This window comes from Aeromicrobium sp. CTD01-1L150 (assembly GCF_041951745.1).
Lineage (GTDB): Bacteria > Actinomycetota > Actinomycetes > Propionibacteriales > Nocardioidaceae > Aeromicrobium.
This window is the reverse complement of the sequence record NZ_CP169555.1, coordinates 2,196,135-2,210,595: the sequence shown is the minus strand read 5'-3', so window position 1 is coordinate 2,210,595 and position 14,461 is coordinate 2,196,135. Positions and strand designations below refer to the sequence as shown.

Below are 14,461 nucleotides of genomic sequence, written 5' to 3'. Positions count from 1 at the left end.
AAGCAAGTGCTTGGTAGGCTACCTTATGTGAGCCCCATCGAGAACACCGTCGTCTGCGCCGACGAAGGGACCTTCCGTGAGGAGGTACGCACCTGGCTCTCCGAGCACCTGGCGGGCGAGTGGGGGGCGCTGCGCGGTATCGGCCGCTCCGGTGGTGCTGAGCGGGCCTATGCCGAGCGTCGCGCGTGGAACCGGCATCTCGCCGAGCACGGGTGGACCTGCCTCGGCTGGCCGGTCGAGCACGGCGGTCGCGGACTCAGCCTGGCCCACCAGGCGATCTTCCACGAGGAGTACGCCAGGGCGGACGCCCCGGAGACCGTGAACCACCTCGGTGAGCAGCTGCTCGGCCCGACTCTCATCGAGCTCGGCACCGCCGAGCAGAAGGCCCGATTTCTGCCGCCCATCCGTGCGGTCGATGAGCTCTGGTGCCAGGGCTACTCCGAGCCGGGTGCCGGCTCGGACCTCGCAGCGGTCAGCACCCGTGCGGTGCTCGACCGCGGTACCGGTGATCAAGCGGCCGACACCGAGGGGGAGTGGGTCATCGACGGACAGAAGGTCTGGACGTCGTGGGCGCGCGAGTCCGACTGGATGTTCGTGCTCGCCCGCACCGAGCGAGGCTCGTCACGCCACCACGGACTCTCGTTCCTGCTGGTACCGCTCGACCAGGACGGCGTCGAGGTCCGTCCGATCAAGCAGATCACCGGTGGGTCGGAGTTCAACGAGGTGTTCTTCTCCGGGGCTCGCACACCGGCATCCATGGTCGTCGGTGAGGTCGGCGACGGGTGGCGCGTGGCGATGACGCTGCTCGGGCTCGAGCGTGGTGTCTCCGTGCTCGGCCAGCAGGTCGGGTTTGCGCGCGAGCTCGGCGACCTCGTCGAGCTGGCTCGCAGCAACGGCGCTCTCGACGACCCGGTACTTCGGGACCGGCTGGCCGCCCAGCGTGCCGAGCTCGAGGTGATGCGGGTCAACGCCGTCCGCTCCCTCACCGAGAAGACTCCTGGTGCCGACAACGTCGCCAAGCTCGTCTGGGCCGCCTGGCATCGCCGGCTCGGCGAGCTGGCCATGGAGGTCCGGGGCGCTGACTCCCTGACGGCGAGGGGCGACGACGGCGATCTCGACCGGTGGCAACGACTCTTCCTGTTCTCTCGCGCTGACACGATCTATGGCGGAAGCGACGAGATCCAACGCACCATTCTCGCCGAGCGCGTGCTCGGCCTGCCGAAGGAGCCCCGCCCGTGACAGTCACCAGACCTGAGCAACCCACGCCCCAGCAGGTGCCGGGGCACGATCTGCTGCTCGACAAGACCGTGGTGGTGACCGCGGCGGCCGGAGCGGGCATCGGTGCTGCGGTGGCCCGTCGCGCGCTGGAGGAAGGCGCCGGTACGGTCGTGGTCAGTGACACCCATGAACAGCGTCTCGCCAGGACCCAGGAGTCGCTCGCGACGGAGTTCGGTGCCCACCGGGTGCGCTCCCTCGCGGTCGATGTCACCGCAGAGGAGCAGGTGCAGGCCCTGCTCGACGTGGCGGACGAGCACGGGGGAGTCGACGTGATGATCAACAATGCCGGTCTCGGTGGAACCGCCGATGTTCTGGAGATGGCCGACGAACAGTGGGCGCGGGTCCTCGACATCACGCTGACCGGCACGTTCCGATGCGTCCGTGCGGCCGGTCGCCGGATGCGCGCCGCCGGCACACGCGGGGTCATCGTCAACAACGCCTCCGTGATCGGATGGCGCGCCCAGGAGGGGCAGGCGCACTACGCCGCGGCCAAGGCCGGAGTGATGGCCCTGACCCGGTGTGCCGCCCTCGACGTCGCCGGCCACGGCATCCGGGTCAACGCGGTGGCACCGTCGCTCGCGATGCACCCCTTCCTGGAGAAGGTCACCAGCGACGAGCTGCTGGCTGAGCTCAAGCAGCGTGAGGCCTTCGGTCGGGCGGCCGAGCCGTGGGAGGTCGCCAACGTGATGGTGTTCCTGGCATCGGACTACTCGACGTACATGACGGGCGAAGTCGTCTCGGTCTCGAGCCAGCATGCCTGAGTCGACGAGCCCAGATCCGGCGAGCCGGGGGACCGGCCGGCGCAAGGAGCTGCTGGAGATCGCCGGCCGGTTGTTCGCCGAGCGCGGGTTCCGCAACACGACCGTGCGCGACATCGCTGACGCCGCCGGCATCCTCTCGGGGAGCCTGTACCACCACTTCGACTCCAAGGAGTCGATGGTCGATGAGCTCCTGGACGCCTTCCAGCGCGAGCTGTTCGATGAGTACGACGCGATCCTCGCCAGCGACCGCACGCCCCTGGCCAAGCTGGACGCCGTGGTGCGGACGTCGTTCGCCGCGATCGACCGGCATCACAGTGAGGTCGCCATCTTCCAGAACGACGCGGCCTTCCTGGCCGGGTACGAGCGTTTCGGCTACCTCGATGAGCGGAACGAGCGGTTCCGTGCGTTGTGGATCGACCTGCTCCGGGAGGCCGTGGCTGCCGGTGAGCTGCGCGCCGAGCTCGACGTGGAGCTGGTCTACCGCTTCCTGCGCGACACCGTGTGGGTGGCGGTCAGCTGGTACCGCCCGGGCGGCAAGCTGTCGGCCGACGAGGTCGCCTCCCAGTACCTGTCCATCCTCCTTGAAGGGATCGCCGCAGATGGCTGAGGCATTCATCATCGACGCCGTCCGCACACCGGTCGGCAAGCGTGGTGGATCGCTCGCCGGGACCCACTCCGCGGACCTGGGTGGCCACGTGCTCAGGGCACTGGTCGAGCGCACCGGGGTCGACCCGGGTGCGGTCGATGACGTGGTCATGGGCTGCTGCGACACCATCGGATCGCAGGCCGGTGACGTTGCGCGGACCGCGTGGCTGGTGGCCGGGCTTCCGGATCACGTGCCGGGGGTGACCGTCGACCGGCAGTGCGGCTCGTCGCAGCAGGCCGTGCACTTCGCCGCCCAGGCGGTGATGTCGGGGACGCAGGACCTGGTCGTCGCCGGGGGTCTGCAGAACATGAGCGCCGTCGAGATCTCCGCGGCGATGCTGGTCGGTGGCCAGTACGGATTCAGCACCCCGTTCGCGGAGTCGCCCGGCTGGCAGCAGCGGTACGGGGCTCAGGAGATCAGCCAGTTCCGCTCCGCGGAGATGATTGCCGAGAAGTGGGGCATCGACCGCGAGCAGATGGAGGAGTTCGCCCTGGCGTCGCACGAGCGGGCGCGGACGGCGATCGCCGACGATCGCTTCACGGCCGAGATCGCTCCGGTCGGTGCCTTCGCGACCGACGAGACGCCACGCGAGACGTCCCTGGAGAAGATGGCCGCGCTGGAGCCACTGGAGGTCGGAGGCCGGATCACCGCCGCCGTCGCCTCGCAGATCAGTGACGGCGCCAGCGCGATGCTGGTGGCGTCGGCGCAGGCGGTGCAGGACCACCAGCTCACTCCTCGGGCCCGGGTGCATCACCTCTCGGCGCGTGGCGACGACCCGGTCTGGATGCTGACCGGTCCCATCGCCGCGACCCGCCACGCGCTCGCCAAGGCCGGCCTTGGCGTCGATGACATCGATCTCTTCGAGTGCAACGAGGCGTTCGCGTCCGTGGTGCTGGCCTGGATGGCCGAGCTCGACGTCCCGCACGAGCGCGTGAACGTCAACGGTGGCGCCATCGCCCTCGGCCACCCCATCGGGGCCACCGGCACTCGTCTGATGACGACCCTGCTGGGGGAGCTGGAGCGTACCGGTGGGCGCTACGGGCTGCAGGTCATGTGCGAGGGCGGTGGGCAGGCCAACGTCACGATCATCGAGAGGCTGTGACTGCCACCTAGTCCAGCGCCTTGCCGGCCTTCTGCAGCGTTGCCGCGGCGTCGGTGACCACCCGGTCGATCAGCTCCTCGCAGGAGGGGAGGTCGTCGATGACGCCGACCACCTGACCGGAGGCAAGGACACCGGCGGTCGGGTCGCCGTCGACCAGACCGGCCTTGAGCATCATCGGGGTGTTGGCGGCCAGTGCGAGCTGAGTGAGGGTGCGCCCCTGTGCCTTGCGCATCGCCCGGCCGTCCACGGCGAGCTGCCTGAAGGACAGGCCCGCCGTCCGCTTGAACTCCAGGGTGCGACGCGCCGTCGGGAGGATGCGCCGCAGCCCGGACGATCGCTCGACGTCGTCGACGAGGTCCGAGCGCAGCATGCGGTGCGGCATGCCGTCGACCTTCGAGGTGACCACCGTGTCGTCAAGCCCTGCCGACAGGTAGCGCTGCTTGACGGCGTCCGGGACGCGGCTGTCGGCGGTGAGCAGGAACCGCGTGCCCATGCCGACACCGGCCGCACCGTAGGCCAGCGCTGCGGCCAGGCCCCGACCGTCGAAGAAGCCGCCGGCCGCGATCACTGGGATGTCGACGGCGTCGAGGATGGTCGGGAGGAGCAGGGTGGTCGGGACCGGCCCGGTGTGGCCGCCACCTTCGCCTCCCTGGATCATCACGGCATCGGCGCCCCAGGAGGCCACCTTCACGGCATGCTTCGCCGCGCCGACGCTCGGGATGACGACGATGCCGTGCTCTTTGAGCCGAGCGATCAGCTCAGGCTTGGGAGCGAGTGCGAACGAGGCCACAGCCACGTCGTGCTCGATGAGCAGTGTGCAGCGGTCCGGAGCGTCGGCTGCGTCCGCACGTAGATTCACCCCGAACGGGGCGCCGGTGCGCTCCTTGACCTCGATGATCGCCCGTTCGAGCTCCTGCAGGGTCATGGTGGCGGACGCCAGGATGCCCAGACCTCCGGCTCGGGCGGTGCCGCTGACCAGGCTCGGACCGGCGACCCAGCCCATGCCGGTCTGCACGACGGGGTGCCGGACCCCGGTCAGCTCGGTCAGGGGGGTCGTCAGCAGCTGATCGATCATGGCTGCGGGACTTCCTTCTCGCGGAGTCTCTTCGGGTCGAGCAGCTCACGGATCAGGACGATCTCCTCGGCACTGGGGTCGCGGGTCTCCGGGATCTCTGCGGCGGCGTGGATCTCGCACCCACTGGCAGCGTGGACGTCATCGACGGACACGCCGGGATGCACCGAGACCAGCCGCATGGTGTGCTCCGGTCCGCCGAAGTCGAGCACGCCGAGGTTGGTGACGAGCCTGTGCACCTGGTGGAACCGGGTCGCTGCCGGGCCGGTGGCCTCCGCACGGGCACGGCCGACACCTGAGACCACGTCGACCTGGTCCACGACCGTCCGGGGTGAGTGCTTGGGCACCCAGTAGGACGTCTTGTTGTTCACGGTGTTCCCGGGTGCCCCGCGCACCCCGAGGAGTTGGCGGGTCGGCTGCTCCCACGAGCCGATGGCGGAGATGTTCTGGTTGCCGTGCCGATCGATCTGCGTGGCGCCCATCATCACGTGCCGCTTGCCGTAGGAGACCACCGACTCGAGCACGAGCCGGAACGGCATCCAGCCCTCGGTCACGTCGGCGGTCTGCCCGAGTGGCGGCGTGCCGCGCAGGATGCGGGCCTCGCCGTCGGTGAGCAACAGCTGCGGGTTCGAGGTGTTCTTGGCGAGTCGGGCGCCGAGCGTGGGGAGCAGGCCCATCGGGCTGCCCATGATCTCGCCGTCGTCGGCGAAGCAGTCCGCGATCGCGACGGCGCAGTACTCAGAACGGCTGACGTCAGACATCGGCTGACTCCTCGTGGAAGGCGGCGACGGCGCTCTGGTATGCATCCTCGTCCCCGGTCAGGAAGCGCTCGCGGAAGGCGGCCCAGTCCTCGGGCGACTTCGCGGCGGTTGCATACGCCCGTTGAAAGGACTCGTCCCGCTCGTACGTGGGCGAGCACGTCGTGAAGTGGGCGCCGTGCGGCGTCTCGACCACGCCCGCGACCATCGTGCGGTTGATGAGCAGGCTCTGCAGCGGCGCATCGACGGTCAGGCCGGCAGGGTCGATGATCTGCTCGGTCGACACGTAGGCCTCACGTGCTGCCATGCAGAACAGGTCGTCGAAGTACGGGTCGGGGCCGAGGTACTGGGCATTGCCCTGGGCGTCGGCACGGTTCATGTGCACGAGAGCGACGTCGAGCTCCAGGGGCGGCACGGCGACGAGCTCCTCGCCGTCGTCGTACGGCGAGGTGACCGTGCGCAGGCCCGGGTCGTGCTCGAGGACCGCCGAGCCGAGCCCGGCGCGCATCGGCAGGAACGGGACGCGCTGGGCGGCGGCACGCAGGCCGGTCTGGAACATGCCCTCGTCCCACTCGCGGAACTGCGCCGTGCCGTTCTGGCGGGCCTGGCCGAACAGCGGCTCGAGCGGGACGGAGTCGAGGGTCGCGAACGCATAGGTGACGCGACTGGCCTTGCCGGCGGACAGCAGGAGTCCCACGTCCGGTCCGGCGTAGGAGACGACGTGCAGGTCGGTGAGGTTGCTGCGCAGGATCGCACGCACGAGGGCCATCGGCTTGCGCCGCGACCCCCAGCCTCCGATGCCGAGGGTCATCCCGCTCTCGAGACGGCCCACCACCTCATCGATGGTCAGCTCCTTCGAGGGGGCCTTCATCGGCGAGCACCCGCTGTGCCGGTCTCGTCCGTACTGGCCCCGTGCCCACTCACGAACGTGTCGCGCAGCTCGTCGCTGACCCCCGACAGGTTGAGCTCCATGGTGAAGCCCTGCTCGAAGCGGTAGCTGGCGTTGACGTCCATCGGGTCGATGCCGTTGAGCGCCTCCTTCGCTGCGCGGATGACGCGGCCGTCCTTGGCGGCGACGTCGGCGGCGAGGCGGAGCGCCAGGTCGTCGAGCTGCGCGCGCGGCACGACCTCGTAGACCGAGCCGTGTTGGAGGAGGTCGGCGGCCGGGATGGTCCTGGCCGTGAAGTAGAGCGTGCGCATCAGGTGCTGCGGCACCAGTCGAGCCAGGTGGGTGGCGGCGCCGAGCGCACCTCGATCGACCTCGGGAACACCGAAGTAGGCGTCGTCGCTGGCCACCACGATGTCGGCGTTGCCCACGAGCCCGACGCCTCCGCCCAGGCAGAAGCCCTGCACTGCGGCAATCACCGGGACGCTGCACTCGTAGACCGCCTTGAACGCCGCGAAGCAGCCCTTGTTCGCTCCGATCAGGGCGTCGAACCCGGAGGTCTCCTGCATCTGCTTGATGTCGACGCCGGCATTGAAGCCCTTGCCCTCGGCGCGAAGGATCACGACCTTCGTGTCCGGGTCGTCACCGGCCTCGTCCAGCGCACCGGCGACGTCGAACCAGCCCTGCACCGTCAGAGCATTGACGGGAGGTCGCTCCATCGTGACGACTCTGATGCCGTCGCCGCGGAGCTCGGACGTGATGCTCGAAGTGACACTCATGGTTACCTACCTAACACTTGCTTGGTAGCCTATCAGTATGACTCTCACCCTGGACCTGTCCGGGCGCGTCGCCCTGGTGACCGGCGGCGCGCGAGGCATCGGTCGCGGCGTCAGTGCCGTGCTGGTCGAGGCCGGGGCGAGGGTGATCACCTGTGGACGCTCCGACGCCGAGCCCGCTCCGGGGACCGAGCACCGTGTCTGCGACGTCCGTGACGGCGACGAGGTGGCGGCCCTGGTCGAGGCCATCGTCGCCTCACACGGTCGGCTCGACGTGCTGGTGAACAACGCCGGTGGCGCGCCGTACGCCCTTGCCGAGGACTCCAGCAGGCGCCTGGACGACAAGATCCTGGGGCTCAACCTCGAGGCGGTGCTCGCCGTCGCCAAGGCCGCCCACGCCGTCATGCGGACCCAGTCGGACGGCGGGGCCATCGTGAACATCTCGTCGGTCTCGGCGGTGCGACCGTCACCCGGTACTGCGACGTACGGGGCCGCGAAGGCGGGCGTCGACTCCCTGACCCGATCGCTGGCGGTCGAGTGGGGGCCGCAGGTGCGCGTCAACAGCATAGACGTCGGGCTGTGCCGCACCGAGCAGACCGACGACCACTACGGCGGCGACGCTGCGGTGGCGGCGATCGAGGCGACCATCCCGCTCGGCCGGATGGCCGAGCCGCAGGAGATCGGCCAGGTTGTCGCCTTCCTGGCGTCCGACCTCGCGGGCTACGTCTCCGGCGCGAACCTCGCCTGCCACGGCGGTGGTGAGCCACCAGTGTTCCTGCACATCACGAAGGAGAAGTCATGACCATGCTCGAAGGCCGAATCGCCATCGTGACCGGAGCGGGCCGAGGCATCGGCAGGGCGCACGCGCTGGAGCTGGCCCGGCAGGGGGCAAAGGTCGTGGTGAACGACGTCGGTGTCTCGTTGGCCGGCGAGGACGACGGCGAGTCGCCCGCCGAGACGGTCGTCCAGGAGATCGAGGCACTCGGGGCGCAAGCGGTGGCCAATGACGCCGACGTCGCCGACTTCGGCCAGGCGGAGCTGATGGTGCAGCAGGCCGTCGAGACCTTCGGCGGTCTCGACATCCTGGTCAACAACGCCGGATTCGTCCGCGACCGGATGCTGGTCAACACGTCCGAGCAGGAGTGGGACGCCGTCGTCCGGGTGCACCTCAAGGGTCACTTCGCTCCGATGCGCCATGCCGCTGCCTACTGGCGGGCCGAGTCCAAGCAGGGTCGCCGGCGCGATGCCCGGGTCATCAACACGACCTCCGGCGCGGGCCTGCAGGGCTCCGTGGGTCAGGCGACGTACTCCGCCGCGAAGGCGGGCATCGCCGGCATGACGCTGGTGGCCGCCGCCGAGCTCGGTCGCTACGGTGCCACGGTCAACGCGATCGCCCCGGTGGCCCGCACCCGCATGACAGAGGGGGCCTTCGACACCTCGCAGATGGCACTGCCCGAGGACAATGCGCCGATCGTCGCATGGCTCGCCTCGCCCGAGGCCCATGACGTCACCGGCCGGGTGATCGAGATCGACGGCGGCCGGATGTGTCTGGAGCAGGGCTGGCGCCACGGACCCGAGCACGACCTCGGCCGCCGGTGGGCCACCGCGGAGGTCGGGCCTGCCCTGCGCGAGCTCATGGCCGAGGGCGTGGACCCCGAGCCCGTGTACGGTCTATCCTGAAACTAGAACGTGTTTCACTTCTCTGAAGGGTAGGACATGGGCGTCTTCGGTACCGACATTCTCGCGGGCAAGGTGGCCTACGTCGCCGGCGGCACTCGCGGCTTCAACCTGGCGATCGCCAAGCGGTACGCCCAGCAGGGCGCCAAGGTTGCGGTGATGAGTCGCGACGAGCAGCGGTGCGACTCGGCGGCCCGGGAGATCCGAGAGGCGGGTGGTGAGGCCATCGGCCTGCCGGCTGACGTCCGCGACTACGACCGGGTGGCCGAGACCATGCAGGAGACGGCCGAGGCGTTCGGCGGGCTGGACATTGTCGTCGCCGGCCAGGCGGGCAACTTCTACGCTCCCGCGCTCGGCATGTCGGCGGGCGGGTTCAAGTCCGTCATAGAGATCGACCTGCAAGGCACGTTCAACCTCTTCCGGGCGGGCTTTGAGCACCTGCGGACCCCGGGCGCCTCACTCATCGCGATCGGGGCGCCGGAGGCGGTGAAGCCGCTGCCGTTCCAGAGCCACGTCTGCTCGGCGAAGTCGGCGGTGAACATGCTCGCCAAGTGCCTGGCGATCGAGTGGGGCCCTGCAGGTGTGCGCGTGAACGTCATCAGCCCGGGACCCATCGAGAACACCTGGGGCATGGACAACGTCATCGCGACGAGTCCGGACCTGAAGGACCGCATCACCGAGGGTGTGCCGCTGCGCCGCTGGGGCTCGCACGACGACATCGCCGATGCGGCCCTGTTCCTCGCCTCGGAGGCGGCGTCCTACGTCACGGGCACGGTCCTGGACGTCGACGGGGGAGTGACGATCAAGTCCACGGGTCCTGCCGAGGGTGACGCTGTCGACTTCGCCGACAACCCTCGCTACACCGGTCCCCGCACGAGTCCCGCATGATCGAAGCGCTCAGAGTGAGGGACGCGGTCGGGCGGGGTCGTGTTGTCAGCGGATCCGCAGCTTGCGCATCAACCTGAGCGTGATCCGGGTCTGCCGCGCATAGGCCGCGTAGGTCTGGTTGCCCTGCGGCTCCATGACCTGCTTCTTGAGCGTCGCGATGTTCTGGGCGTCGGTGTACTTCAGCAGGCCCTGGTCGCCGTGCCTGGCTCCGACCCCGGACTGCTTCAGACCCCCGGACGGCGTGCCCTTGGAGGCGAACGCCGTCGCCAGGATGTCGTTGATGTTGACGTTGCCGGAGTCGATCCGGCGGGCTACGCGCATCGCCCGGTCCGGGTCACTGCTCCAGACGCTCGCATTGAGCCCGTACTCGGTGTCGTTGGCGAGCGAGACCGCCTCGTCCTCGGAGGTGAACCGGTACAGGCCCACCACGGGTCCGAACGTCTCGGTCGAGCCGGCGAGCATCTCCTTGGTGACTCCCTCGAGGATGGTTGGCTCGTAGAACGCCGGCCCCAGGTCGGGGCGGGCCTGTCCACCGGTGAGCACCGTGGCGCCCTTCGCCACGGCGTCGTCGACGTGGGACGCCACCCGGTCACGGTGGTCGACCGACACCAGCGAGCCGAGGTCGGGGCCGAAGTCGTAGGCGGCGCCGATGGTCATCGCCTCGGTGGCGGCGACGAACGCATCACGGAACTGCTCGTAGATGGAGTCATGCACGTACAGGCGCTCGATGTGCATGCAGATCTGACCTGAGTTGCCGAACCCGCCGAACAGGGCGGCGTGCACGGCCTCGTCGACGTCGGCGTCCTGCAGGACGAGCATGGGGTTCTTGCCGCCGAGCTCCAGGCAGCAGTCGATGAGGTGTTTTCCGGCGAGCTCGCCGATGATCCGACCGGTGTCGGTGGAGCCGGTGAACATGACGTAGTCGGCGCCTTGCAGGATGGCAGGGCCGACGTCCGGTCCCTCGCCACAGACGACCTGCACGAGGCCACGTGGCAGGCCGGCCTTCTCCAGGAGCTCCACTCCGAACAGGGGGGAGAGAGCGGTCTTGTTGTCCGGCTTGAGCACGACGCCGTTGCCGGCGACGAGCGCGGGAATGGTGTCGGAGATGCCGGTCGCGAAAGGGAAGTTCCACGGCGCGATGATCGCCACCACGCCCTTGGGGCGGCGCACCTCGACCGAGTGCGACAGCACCGGCACCGGACCGCCGTGGCGGCGGTCCTTGAGCAGCGACGGTGCGCGCTTGATGTAGTGGCTGGTGCCCATCGGCACGTCGCAGGTCTCCTCGAAGGCCATGCGGCGGTTCTTGCCGCTCTCGGCCTGGATGAGGTCGGTGATGCGGTACTGGTTCTTGACCACCAGCGAGTGGAACTTCTTGAGCACCTTGAGCCGCTTGCGCAGAGGCCACGACGCCCACACCCGCTGGGCTGCGCCGGCGTCGGCGTACGCCTTCGCGATGTCGTCGGCAGAGGACTGGGGCAGCTCGACCAGGACGTCGCCGGTGTAGACCTCGGTCAGCTTCCAGGTGTTGCCGGTGCTGCCGGGAACCCGCTTGACGAGGCTCTCCAACCGGTCCCTGGTGAGGTCCGTCGGTCGCTGCAGGGTTGTCGCGTTCATGCGGTCACGTCCTCAAAAAGCCCATAGTAGGACCGTGCCCGCATGAAGTGTCTGTTGTTCACTCGCTGGCGCTCGTTCATGCGATCACTCCTCGAAAAGCCCATGGTGGGAGCGTGCCCGCACGAAGTGTCTGTTGTTCACCCGCTGGCGCTCGTTCATGTCAGGATCAACTCCGCTGCCTTGTCGCCGATCATGATCGACGGTGCGTTCGTGTTGCCGCCGATGATGGTCGGCATGATCGACGCGTCGGCGACCCGCAGGCCCTCGACGCCGTGCACTCTCAGGTCGGGACCGACGACGGCTCGTTCGTCGACGCCCATCCGGCACGTGCCCACACCGTGGTACACCGTGGTGGCACGTTCCAGCAGCTCCGACCTCATCGCTGCAGCGTCGAGCTCGGCGCCCGGGTGCAGCTCGGCGGTCACGTTGCCGCCGAAGGCGGCGGAGCGCATGATCTCCCGGATGATCTCGATGCCCTCGAGGAGCACCTTGCGATCGCCCGGCTCGGCGAGGTAGTTCATGTCGATGAGTGGAGCGCTGGCCGGGTCGGTGGATGCGAGCCGCACGCTGCCGCGGCTGCGTGGATAGATGAGCGTGGACATCACGGTCAGCGCCGGTCGCCGATCGACCTCGTGGCGGATCGGTGCATCCTGGTTGGGCGACGGATAGGCCCAGGGCAGGACGTGGATCTGCAGGTCGGGCACATCGGTGGCCTGCGAGGTGCGCACGAACGCCACGGTCTCGAAGACCGAGTTCTCCAGGAACGAGCCGCCGCGCGTGAGCTCTCTGGCGAGGCCCCGTGCGAAGTACGTCGGGAGGCCCCGGTGGACGGCGTTGGGCATCAAGTACGTGGTCGGCACGAACAGGTGGTCCTGCAGGTTGTCGCCCACGGGCAGGTCGGCCGCGACGGTGATGCCCTGCTCCGCGAGGTGCGCCGCGGGCCCGATGCCGGAGAGCATGAGCAGCTGGGGTGAGCCGAAGACGCCGGCGGACAGGATGACCTCCTGGCCGGCGCGGACCGCACGGACGGTCCCCTTCTTGTCCCGCACCTGGACGCCGACGGCGCGCTGGTTCTCCAGAAGGACCCGCTGGACGTGCACCCCGGTCCGGACCTGCAGGTTCGACCGGTCCTCGGCGAGATAGCCCCGCGCCGAGGAGAACCGGGTGCCCCCGTGGGCGCTCTGCTGGAAGGTGCTCACGCCCTCCTGCTCGGCGGCGTTGTAGTCCTTGGTGATCTTGACGCCCAGCGTGTCGGCCGCCGCCTGCTGGAACTGCATCGACGCCTCGGTCGGCTGGGTGTGCCGCGTGACCTTGATCGGCCCGCCCTCGCCGCGGAAGTCGTCGGCGCCGTCCTCGAAGTCCTCGACCCGGCGGTACACGTCGTTGACGGCCTCGGCGTCCCAGCCGGTGTTGCCCTCCGCGGCCCAGGAGTCGTAGTTGGCGCGGTTACCGCGCACCCAGAGCATTCCGTTGATCGAGCTGGAGCCGCCCAGGACCTTCCCGCGGGGCTGCGGCAGCTGCCGACCGTTCAGGTGCTGCTGCGGGGTCGTGCGGTAGCCCCAGTCGAACATCTTCTTGATCTGGGGGACCGCATGCATCGGCCCGACCATGCCGGGCTTGGTGACGATGTACGAGGTGTCCTTCTTGCCTGCCTCGAGCAGGATCACCGATGCCCCGGAGGCGGCGAGACGTGACGCGACGGCGGCGCCGGCGCTGCCGGCGCCGACCACGACATAGTCGGCCTCGTCGGGGAGGGAGTGCTGCTCAGCCATGTCGGTCCTTGGGTCTCAGAGGCGTTCGATGATGGTGCCCGATGCCTGTGCGCCACCGGCGCACATGGAGATCAGGGCCGTGGTCGCGTCGCGCCGCTCGAGCTCGTGCAGAGCCGTCGTCAGCAGTCTGGTCCCGGTCGAGCCGACAGGGTGCCCGAGGGCGATGGCACCGCCGTTGACGTTGATCTTCTCCTCGGGCACGCCGTGCACTGCCGCCCATGACATCACGACACCGGCGAAAGCCTCGTTGACCTCGCAGAGGTCGACGTCGGCGATGGACATCCCGGTGTCCGCCAGGAGCTTCTCGGTCGCCTGCACGGGGCCGTCCAGGTGGTAGTAGGGATCGGCGCCCACGAGGCAGGACGAGACGATCCTGGCGCGGGGCTCGAGGCCGAGGGATGCGGCGAGCTCCGCTTCCATCAGCAGGATCGCTGATGCGCCGTCGGAGATCTGTGACGAGGTGCCGGCCGTGTGGGTGCCGCCGGGGAGGACGGGGGAGAGCGCGGCGAGCTTTTCCAGAGACGTCTCACGGATGCCCTCGTCGACCTCGACCACCTGGGACCCGTTCTTGACCGCATAGATCTCACGATCGAAGCGGCCCTCCTCGCGGGCCGCCCGCGCCTTCTCCTGCGACCACAGGCCGAACGCGTCGACCTCGGCCCGGGAGAAGCCGCGATCGCGCACGATGCGGTCGGCGCCCTCGAACTGGTTGGGCAGGTCGATCGACCAGTCGTCCGGCCGGGGGTCGCCGGTGTCGGGCGGGACGTTGGCGCCGAGCGGCACGCGCGACATCGACTCCGTGCCGCACGCGATGCCGGCCTTGATCTGCCCGGCGCTGATCAGGGCGTGCACGAGATGCGTGGCCTGTTGGGCCGAGGAGCACTGCGCGTCGATCGCGGTGGAGGCGGTGGCCTGCGGCAGACCGGCGTGCATCCACGCACGACGCACCATGTTGTTGGACTGCTCCCCGGCCTGGGTGACGCATCCTCCGACCACCTGCTCCACGATCTCGGCGTCCACGCCGGCCCTGGCGATGACCTCGGCCTGCGTCTGACCCAGCAGGACCGCTGGGTGCACACCGGACAGGGTGCCGTTCCTCTTGCCGATCGGCGTGCGGACGGCGTCGACGATCACGGGGGAGCGCATGGATCAAAACTAGAACACGTTCTTGTCCATGACAAGCCTTCCGAAATGCCGCGGCGCATGCCAGGATAAGTAGAACGTGTTTCAG

Annotated in this window: 14 protein-coding genes; 7 read left to right on the top strand and 7 right to left on the bottom strand. The window is 69.1% G+C overall.

The genetic code is table 11. The features are described from left to right. Positions 1-27: 27 nt before the first annotated feature. Genes ACEVFP_RS10895 through ACEVFP_RS10880 form a run of 4 tightly spaced genes read left to right on the top strand, consistent with a single transcriptional unit; the run spans position 28 to position 3,787 of the window. Positions 28-1,239: an acyl-CoA dehydrogenase family protein gene (locus ACEVFP_RS10895; RefSeq protein WP_374999486.1), complete on the top strand. Its 1,212-nt coding sequence runs from the start codon at positions 28-30 to the stop codon at positions 1,237-1,239. Further along, positions 1,236-2,039, top strand: a complete 804-nt coding sequence (locus ACEVFP_RS10890; protein ID WP_374999485.1) for an SDR family oxidoreductase — start codon at positions 1,236-1,238, stop codon at positions 2,037-2,039. The genes ACEVFP_RS10895 and ACEVFP_RS10890 overlap by 4 nt, the downstream gene beginning before the upstream one ends. Then, the gene (locus tag ACEVFP_RS10885; RefSeq protein WP_374999484.1) at positions 2,032-2,646 is read left to right on the top strand and encodes a TetR/AcrR family transcriptional regulator; all 615 of its coding nucleotides are present in this window, start codon (positions 2,032-2,034) and stop codon (positions 2,644-2,646) included. Before ACEVFP_RS10890 ends, ACEVFP_RS10885 begins: the two co-directional genes overlap by 8 nt. Continuing rightward, positions 2,639-3,787: an acetyl-CoA C-acetyltransferase gene (locus ACEVFP_RS10880; protein ID WP_374999483.1), complete on the top strand. Its 1,149-nt coding sequence runs from the start codon at positions 2,639-2,641 to the stop codon at positions 3,785-3,787. Before ACEVFP_RS10885 ends, ACEVFP_RS10880 begins: the two co-directional genes overlap by 8 nt. A gap of 7 nt (positions 3,788-3,794) precedes the next feature. Here the strand turns inward: ACEVFP_RS10880 and ACEVFP_RS10875 are convergent, their stop codons facing one another. From ACEVFP_RS10875 to ACEVFP_RS10860, 4 genes are read right to left on the bottom strand one after another with little or no spacing between them, the layout of a single operon-like run. After that, positions 3,795-4,862 carry an NAD(P)H-dependent flavin oxidoreductase gene (locus tag ACEVFP_RS10875; protein ID WP_374999482.1) on the bottom strand — a complete coding sequence of 356 codons (1,068 nt, stop codon included), beginning with the start codon at positions 4,860-4,862 and terminating at the stop codon, positions 3,795-3,797. After that, entirely contained in the window at positions 4,859-5,620 is a 762-nt protein-coding gene (locus ACEVFP_RS10870) for a CoA-transferase subunit beta (protein WP_374999481.1), read from the bottom strand. Before ACEVFP_RS10870 ends, ACEVFP_RS10875 begins: the two co-directional genes overlap by 4 nt. Further along, entirely contained in the window at positions 5,613-6,488 is an 876-nt protein-coding gene (locus tag ACEVFP_RS10865) for a CoA transferase subunit A (protein ID WP_374999480.1), read from the bottom strand. Before ACEVFP_RS10865 ends, ACEVFP_RS10870 begins: the two co-directional genes overlap by 8 nt. Further along, positions 6,485-7,282 (bottom strand): enoyl-CoA hydratase family protein, encoded by a 798-nt coding sequence (locus tag ACEVFP_RS10860; protein ID WP_374999479.1) that lies wholly within the window; start codon positions 7,280-7,282, stop codon positions 6,485-6,487. The genes ACEVFP_RS10865 and ACEVFP_RS10860 overlap by 4 nt, the downstream gene beginning before the upstream one ends. Positions 7,283-7,319: 37 nt before the next feature. On the opposite strand from ACEVFP_RS10860, the gene ACEVFP_RS10855 reads away from it, so the two are divergent. From ACEVFP_RS10855 to ACEVFP_RS10845, 3 genes are read left to right on the top strand one after another with little or no spacing between them, the layout of a single operon-like run. Next, positions 7,320-8,081, top strand: coding sequence for an SDR family oxidoreductase (locus ACEVFP_RS10855; RefSeq protein ID WP_374999478.1), 762 nt, complete (start codon positions 7,320-7,322; stop codon positions 8,079-8,081). Continuing rightward, a complete protein-coding gene (locus ACEVFP_RS10850; protein ID WP_374999477.1) occupies positions 8,078-8,959 on the top strand; it encodes an SDR family oxidoreductase in 882 nt (293 codons plus the stop codon). Before ACEVFP_RS10855 ends, ACEVFP_RS10850 begins: the two co-directional genes overlap by 4 nt. Before the next feature lie 36 nt (positions 8,960-8,995). Continuing rightward, positions 8,996-9,844, top strand: coding sequence for an SDR family oxidoreductase (locus ACEVFP_RS10845; RefSeq protein ID WP_374999476.1), 849 nt, complete (start codon positions 8,996-8,998; stop codon positions 9,842-9,844). A 45-nt stretch (positions 9,845-9,889) separates the two neighbouring features. Here the strand turns inward: ACEVFP_RS10845 and ACEVFP_RS10840 are convergent, their stop codons facing one another. The 3 genes from ACEVFP_RS10840 to ACEVFP_RS10830 all read right to left on the bottom strand — a co-directional run bounded on the left by ACEVFP_RS10840 (position 9,890) and on the right by ACEVFP_RS10830 (position 14,376). Further along, on the bottom strand, positions 9,890-11,458 hold the full coding sequence (locus ACEVFP_RS10840) for a succinic semialdehyde dehydrogenase (protein ID WP_374999475.1): 1,569 nt from the start codon (positions 11,456-11,458) through the stop codon (positions 9,890-9,892). Between the two features lie 155 nt (positions 11,459-11,613). Further along, positions 11,614-13,230, bottom strand: coding sequence for a GMC family oxidoreductase (locus tag ACEVFP_RS10835; protein WP_374999474.1), 1,617 nt, complete (start codon positions 13,228-13,230; stop codon positions 11,614-11,616). 15 nt (positions 13,231-13,245) lie between these two features. Continuing rightward, positions 13,246-14,376 carry a steroid 3-ketoacyl-CoA thiolase gene (locus tag ACEVFP_RS10830; protein ID WP_374999473.1) on the bottom strand — a complete coding sequence of 377 codons (1,131 nt, stop codon included), beginning with the start codon at positions 14,374-14,376 and terminating at the stop codon, positions 13,246-13,248. Between the last annotated feature and the right edge of the window lie 85 nt (positions 14,377-14,461).

Coding starts and splice junctions, on each gene's coding strand:
- ACEVFP_RS10885 (WP_374999484.1), top strand. CDS start 2,032: ATGCCTGAGTCGACGAGCCCAGATCCGGCGAGCCGGGGGACCGGCCGG.
- ACEVFP_RS10860 (WP_374999479.1), bottom strand. CDS start 7,282: ATGAGTGTCACTTCGAGCATCACGTCCGAGCTCCGCGGCGACGGCATC.
- ACEVFP_RS10880 (WP_374999483.1), top strand. CDS start 2,639: ATGGCTGAGGCATTCATCATCGACGCCGTCCGCACACCGGTCGGCAAG.
- ACEVFP_RS10875 (WP_374999482.1), bottom strand. CDS start 4,862: ATGATCGATCAGCTGCTGACGACCCCCCTGACCGAGCTGACCGGGGTC.
- ACEVFP_RS10845 (WP_374999476.1), top strand. CDS start 8,996: ATGGGCGTCTTCGGTACCGACATTCTCGCGGGCAAGGTGGCCTACGTC.
- ACEVFP_RS10840 (WP_374999475.1), bottom strand. CDS start 11,458: ATGAACGCGACAACCCTGCAGCGACCGACGGACCTCACCAGGGACCGG.
- ACEVFP_RS10855 (WP_374999478.1), top strand. CDS start 7,320: ATGACTCTCACCCTGGACCTGTCCGGGCGCGTCGCCCTGGTGACCGGC.
- ACEVFP_RS10865 (WP_374999480.1), bottom strand. CDS start 6,488: ATGAAGGCCCCCTCGAAGGAGCTGACCATCGATGAGGTGGTGGGCCGT.
- ACEVFP_RS10850 (WP_374999477.1), top strand. CDS start 8,078: ATGACCATGCTCGAAGGCCGAATCGCCATCGTGACCGGAGCGGGCCGA.
- ACEVFP_RS10870 (WP_374999481.1), bottom strand. CDS start 5,620: ATGTCTGACGTCAGCCGTTCTGAGTACTGCGCCGTCGCGATCGCGGAC.
- ACEVFP_RS10830 (WP_374999473.1), bottom strand. CDS start 14,376: ATGCGCTCCCCCGTGATCGTCGACGCCGTCCGCACGCCGATCGGCAAG.
- ACEVFP_RS10835 (WP_374999474.1), bottom strand. CDS start 13,230: ATGGCTGAGCAGCACTCCCTCCCCGACGAGGCCGACTATGTCGTGGTC.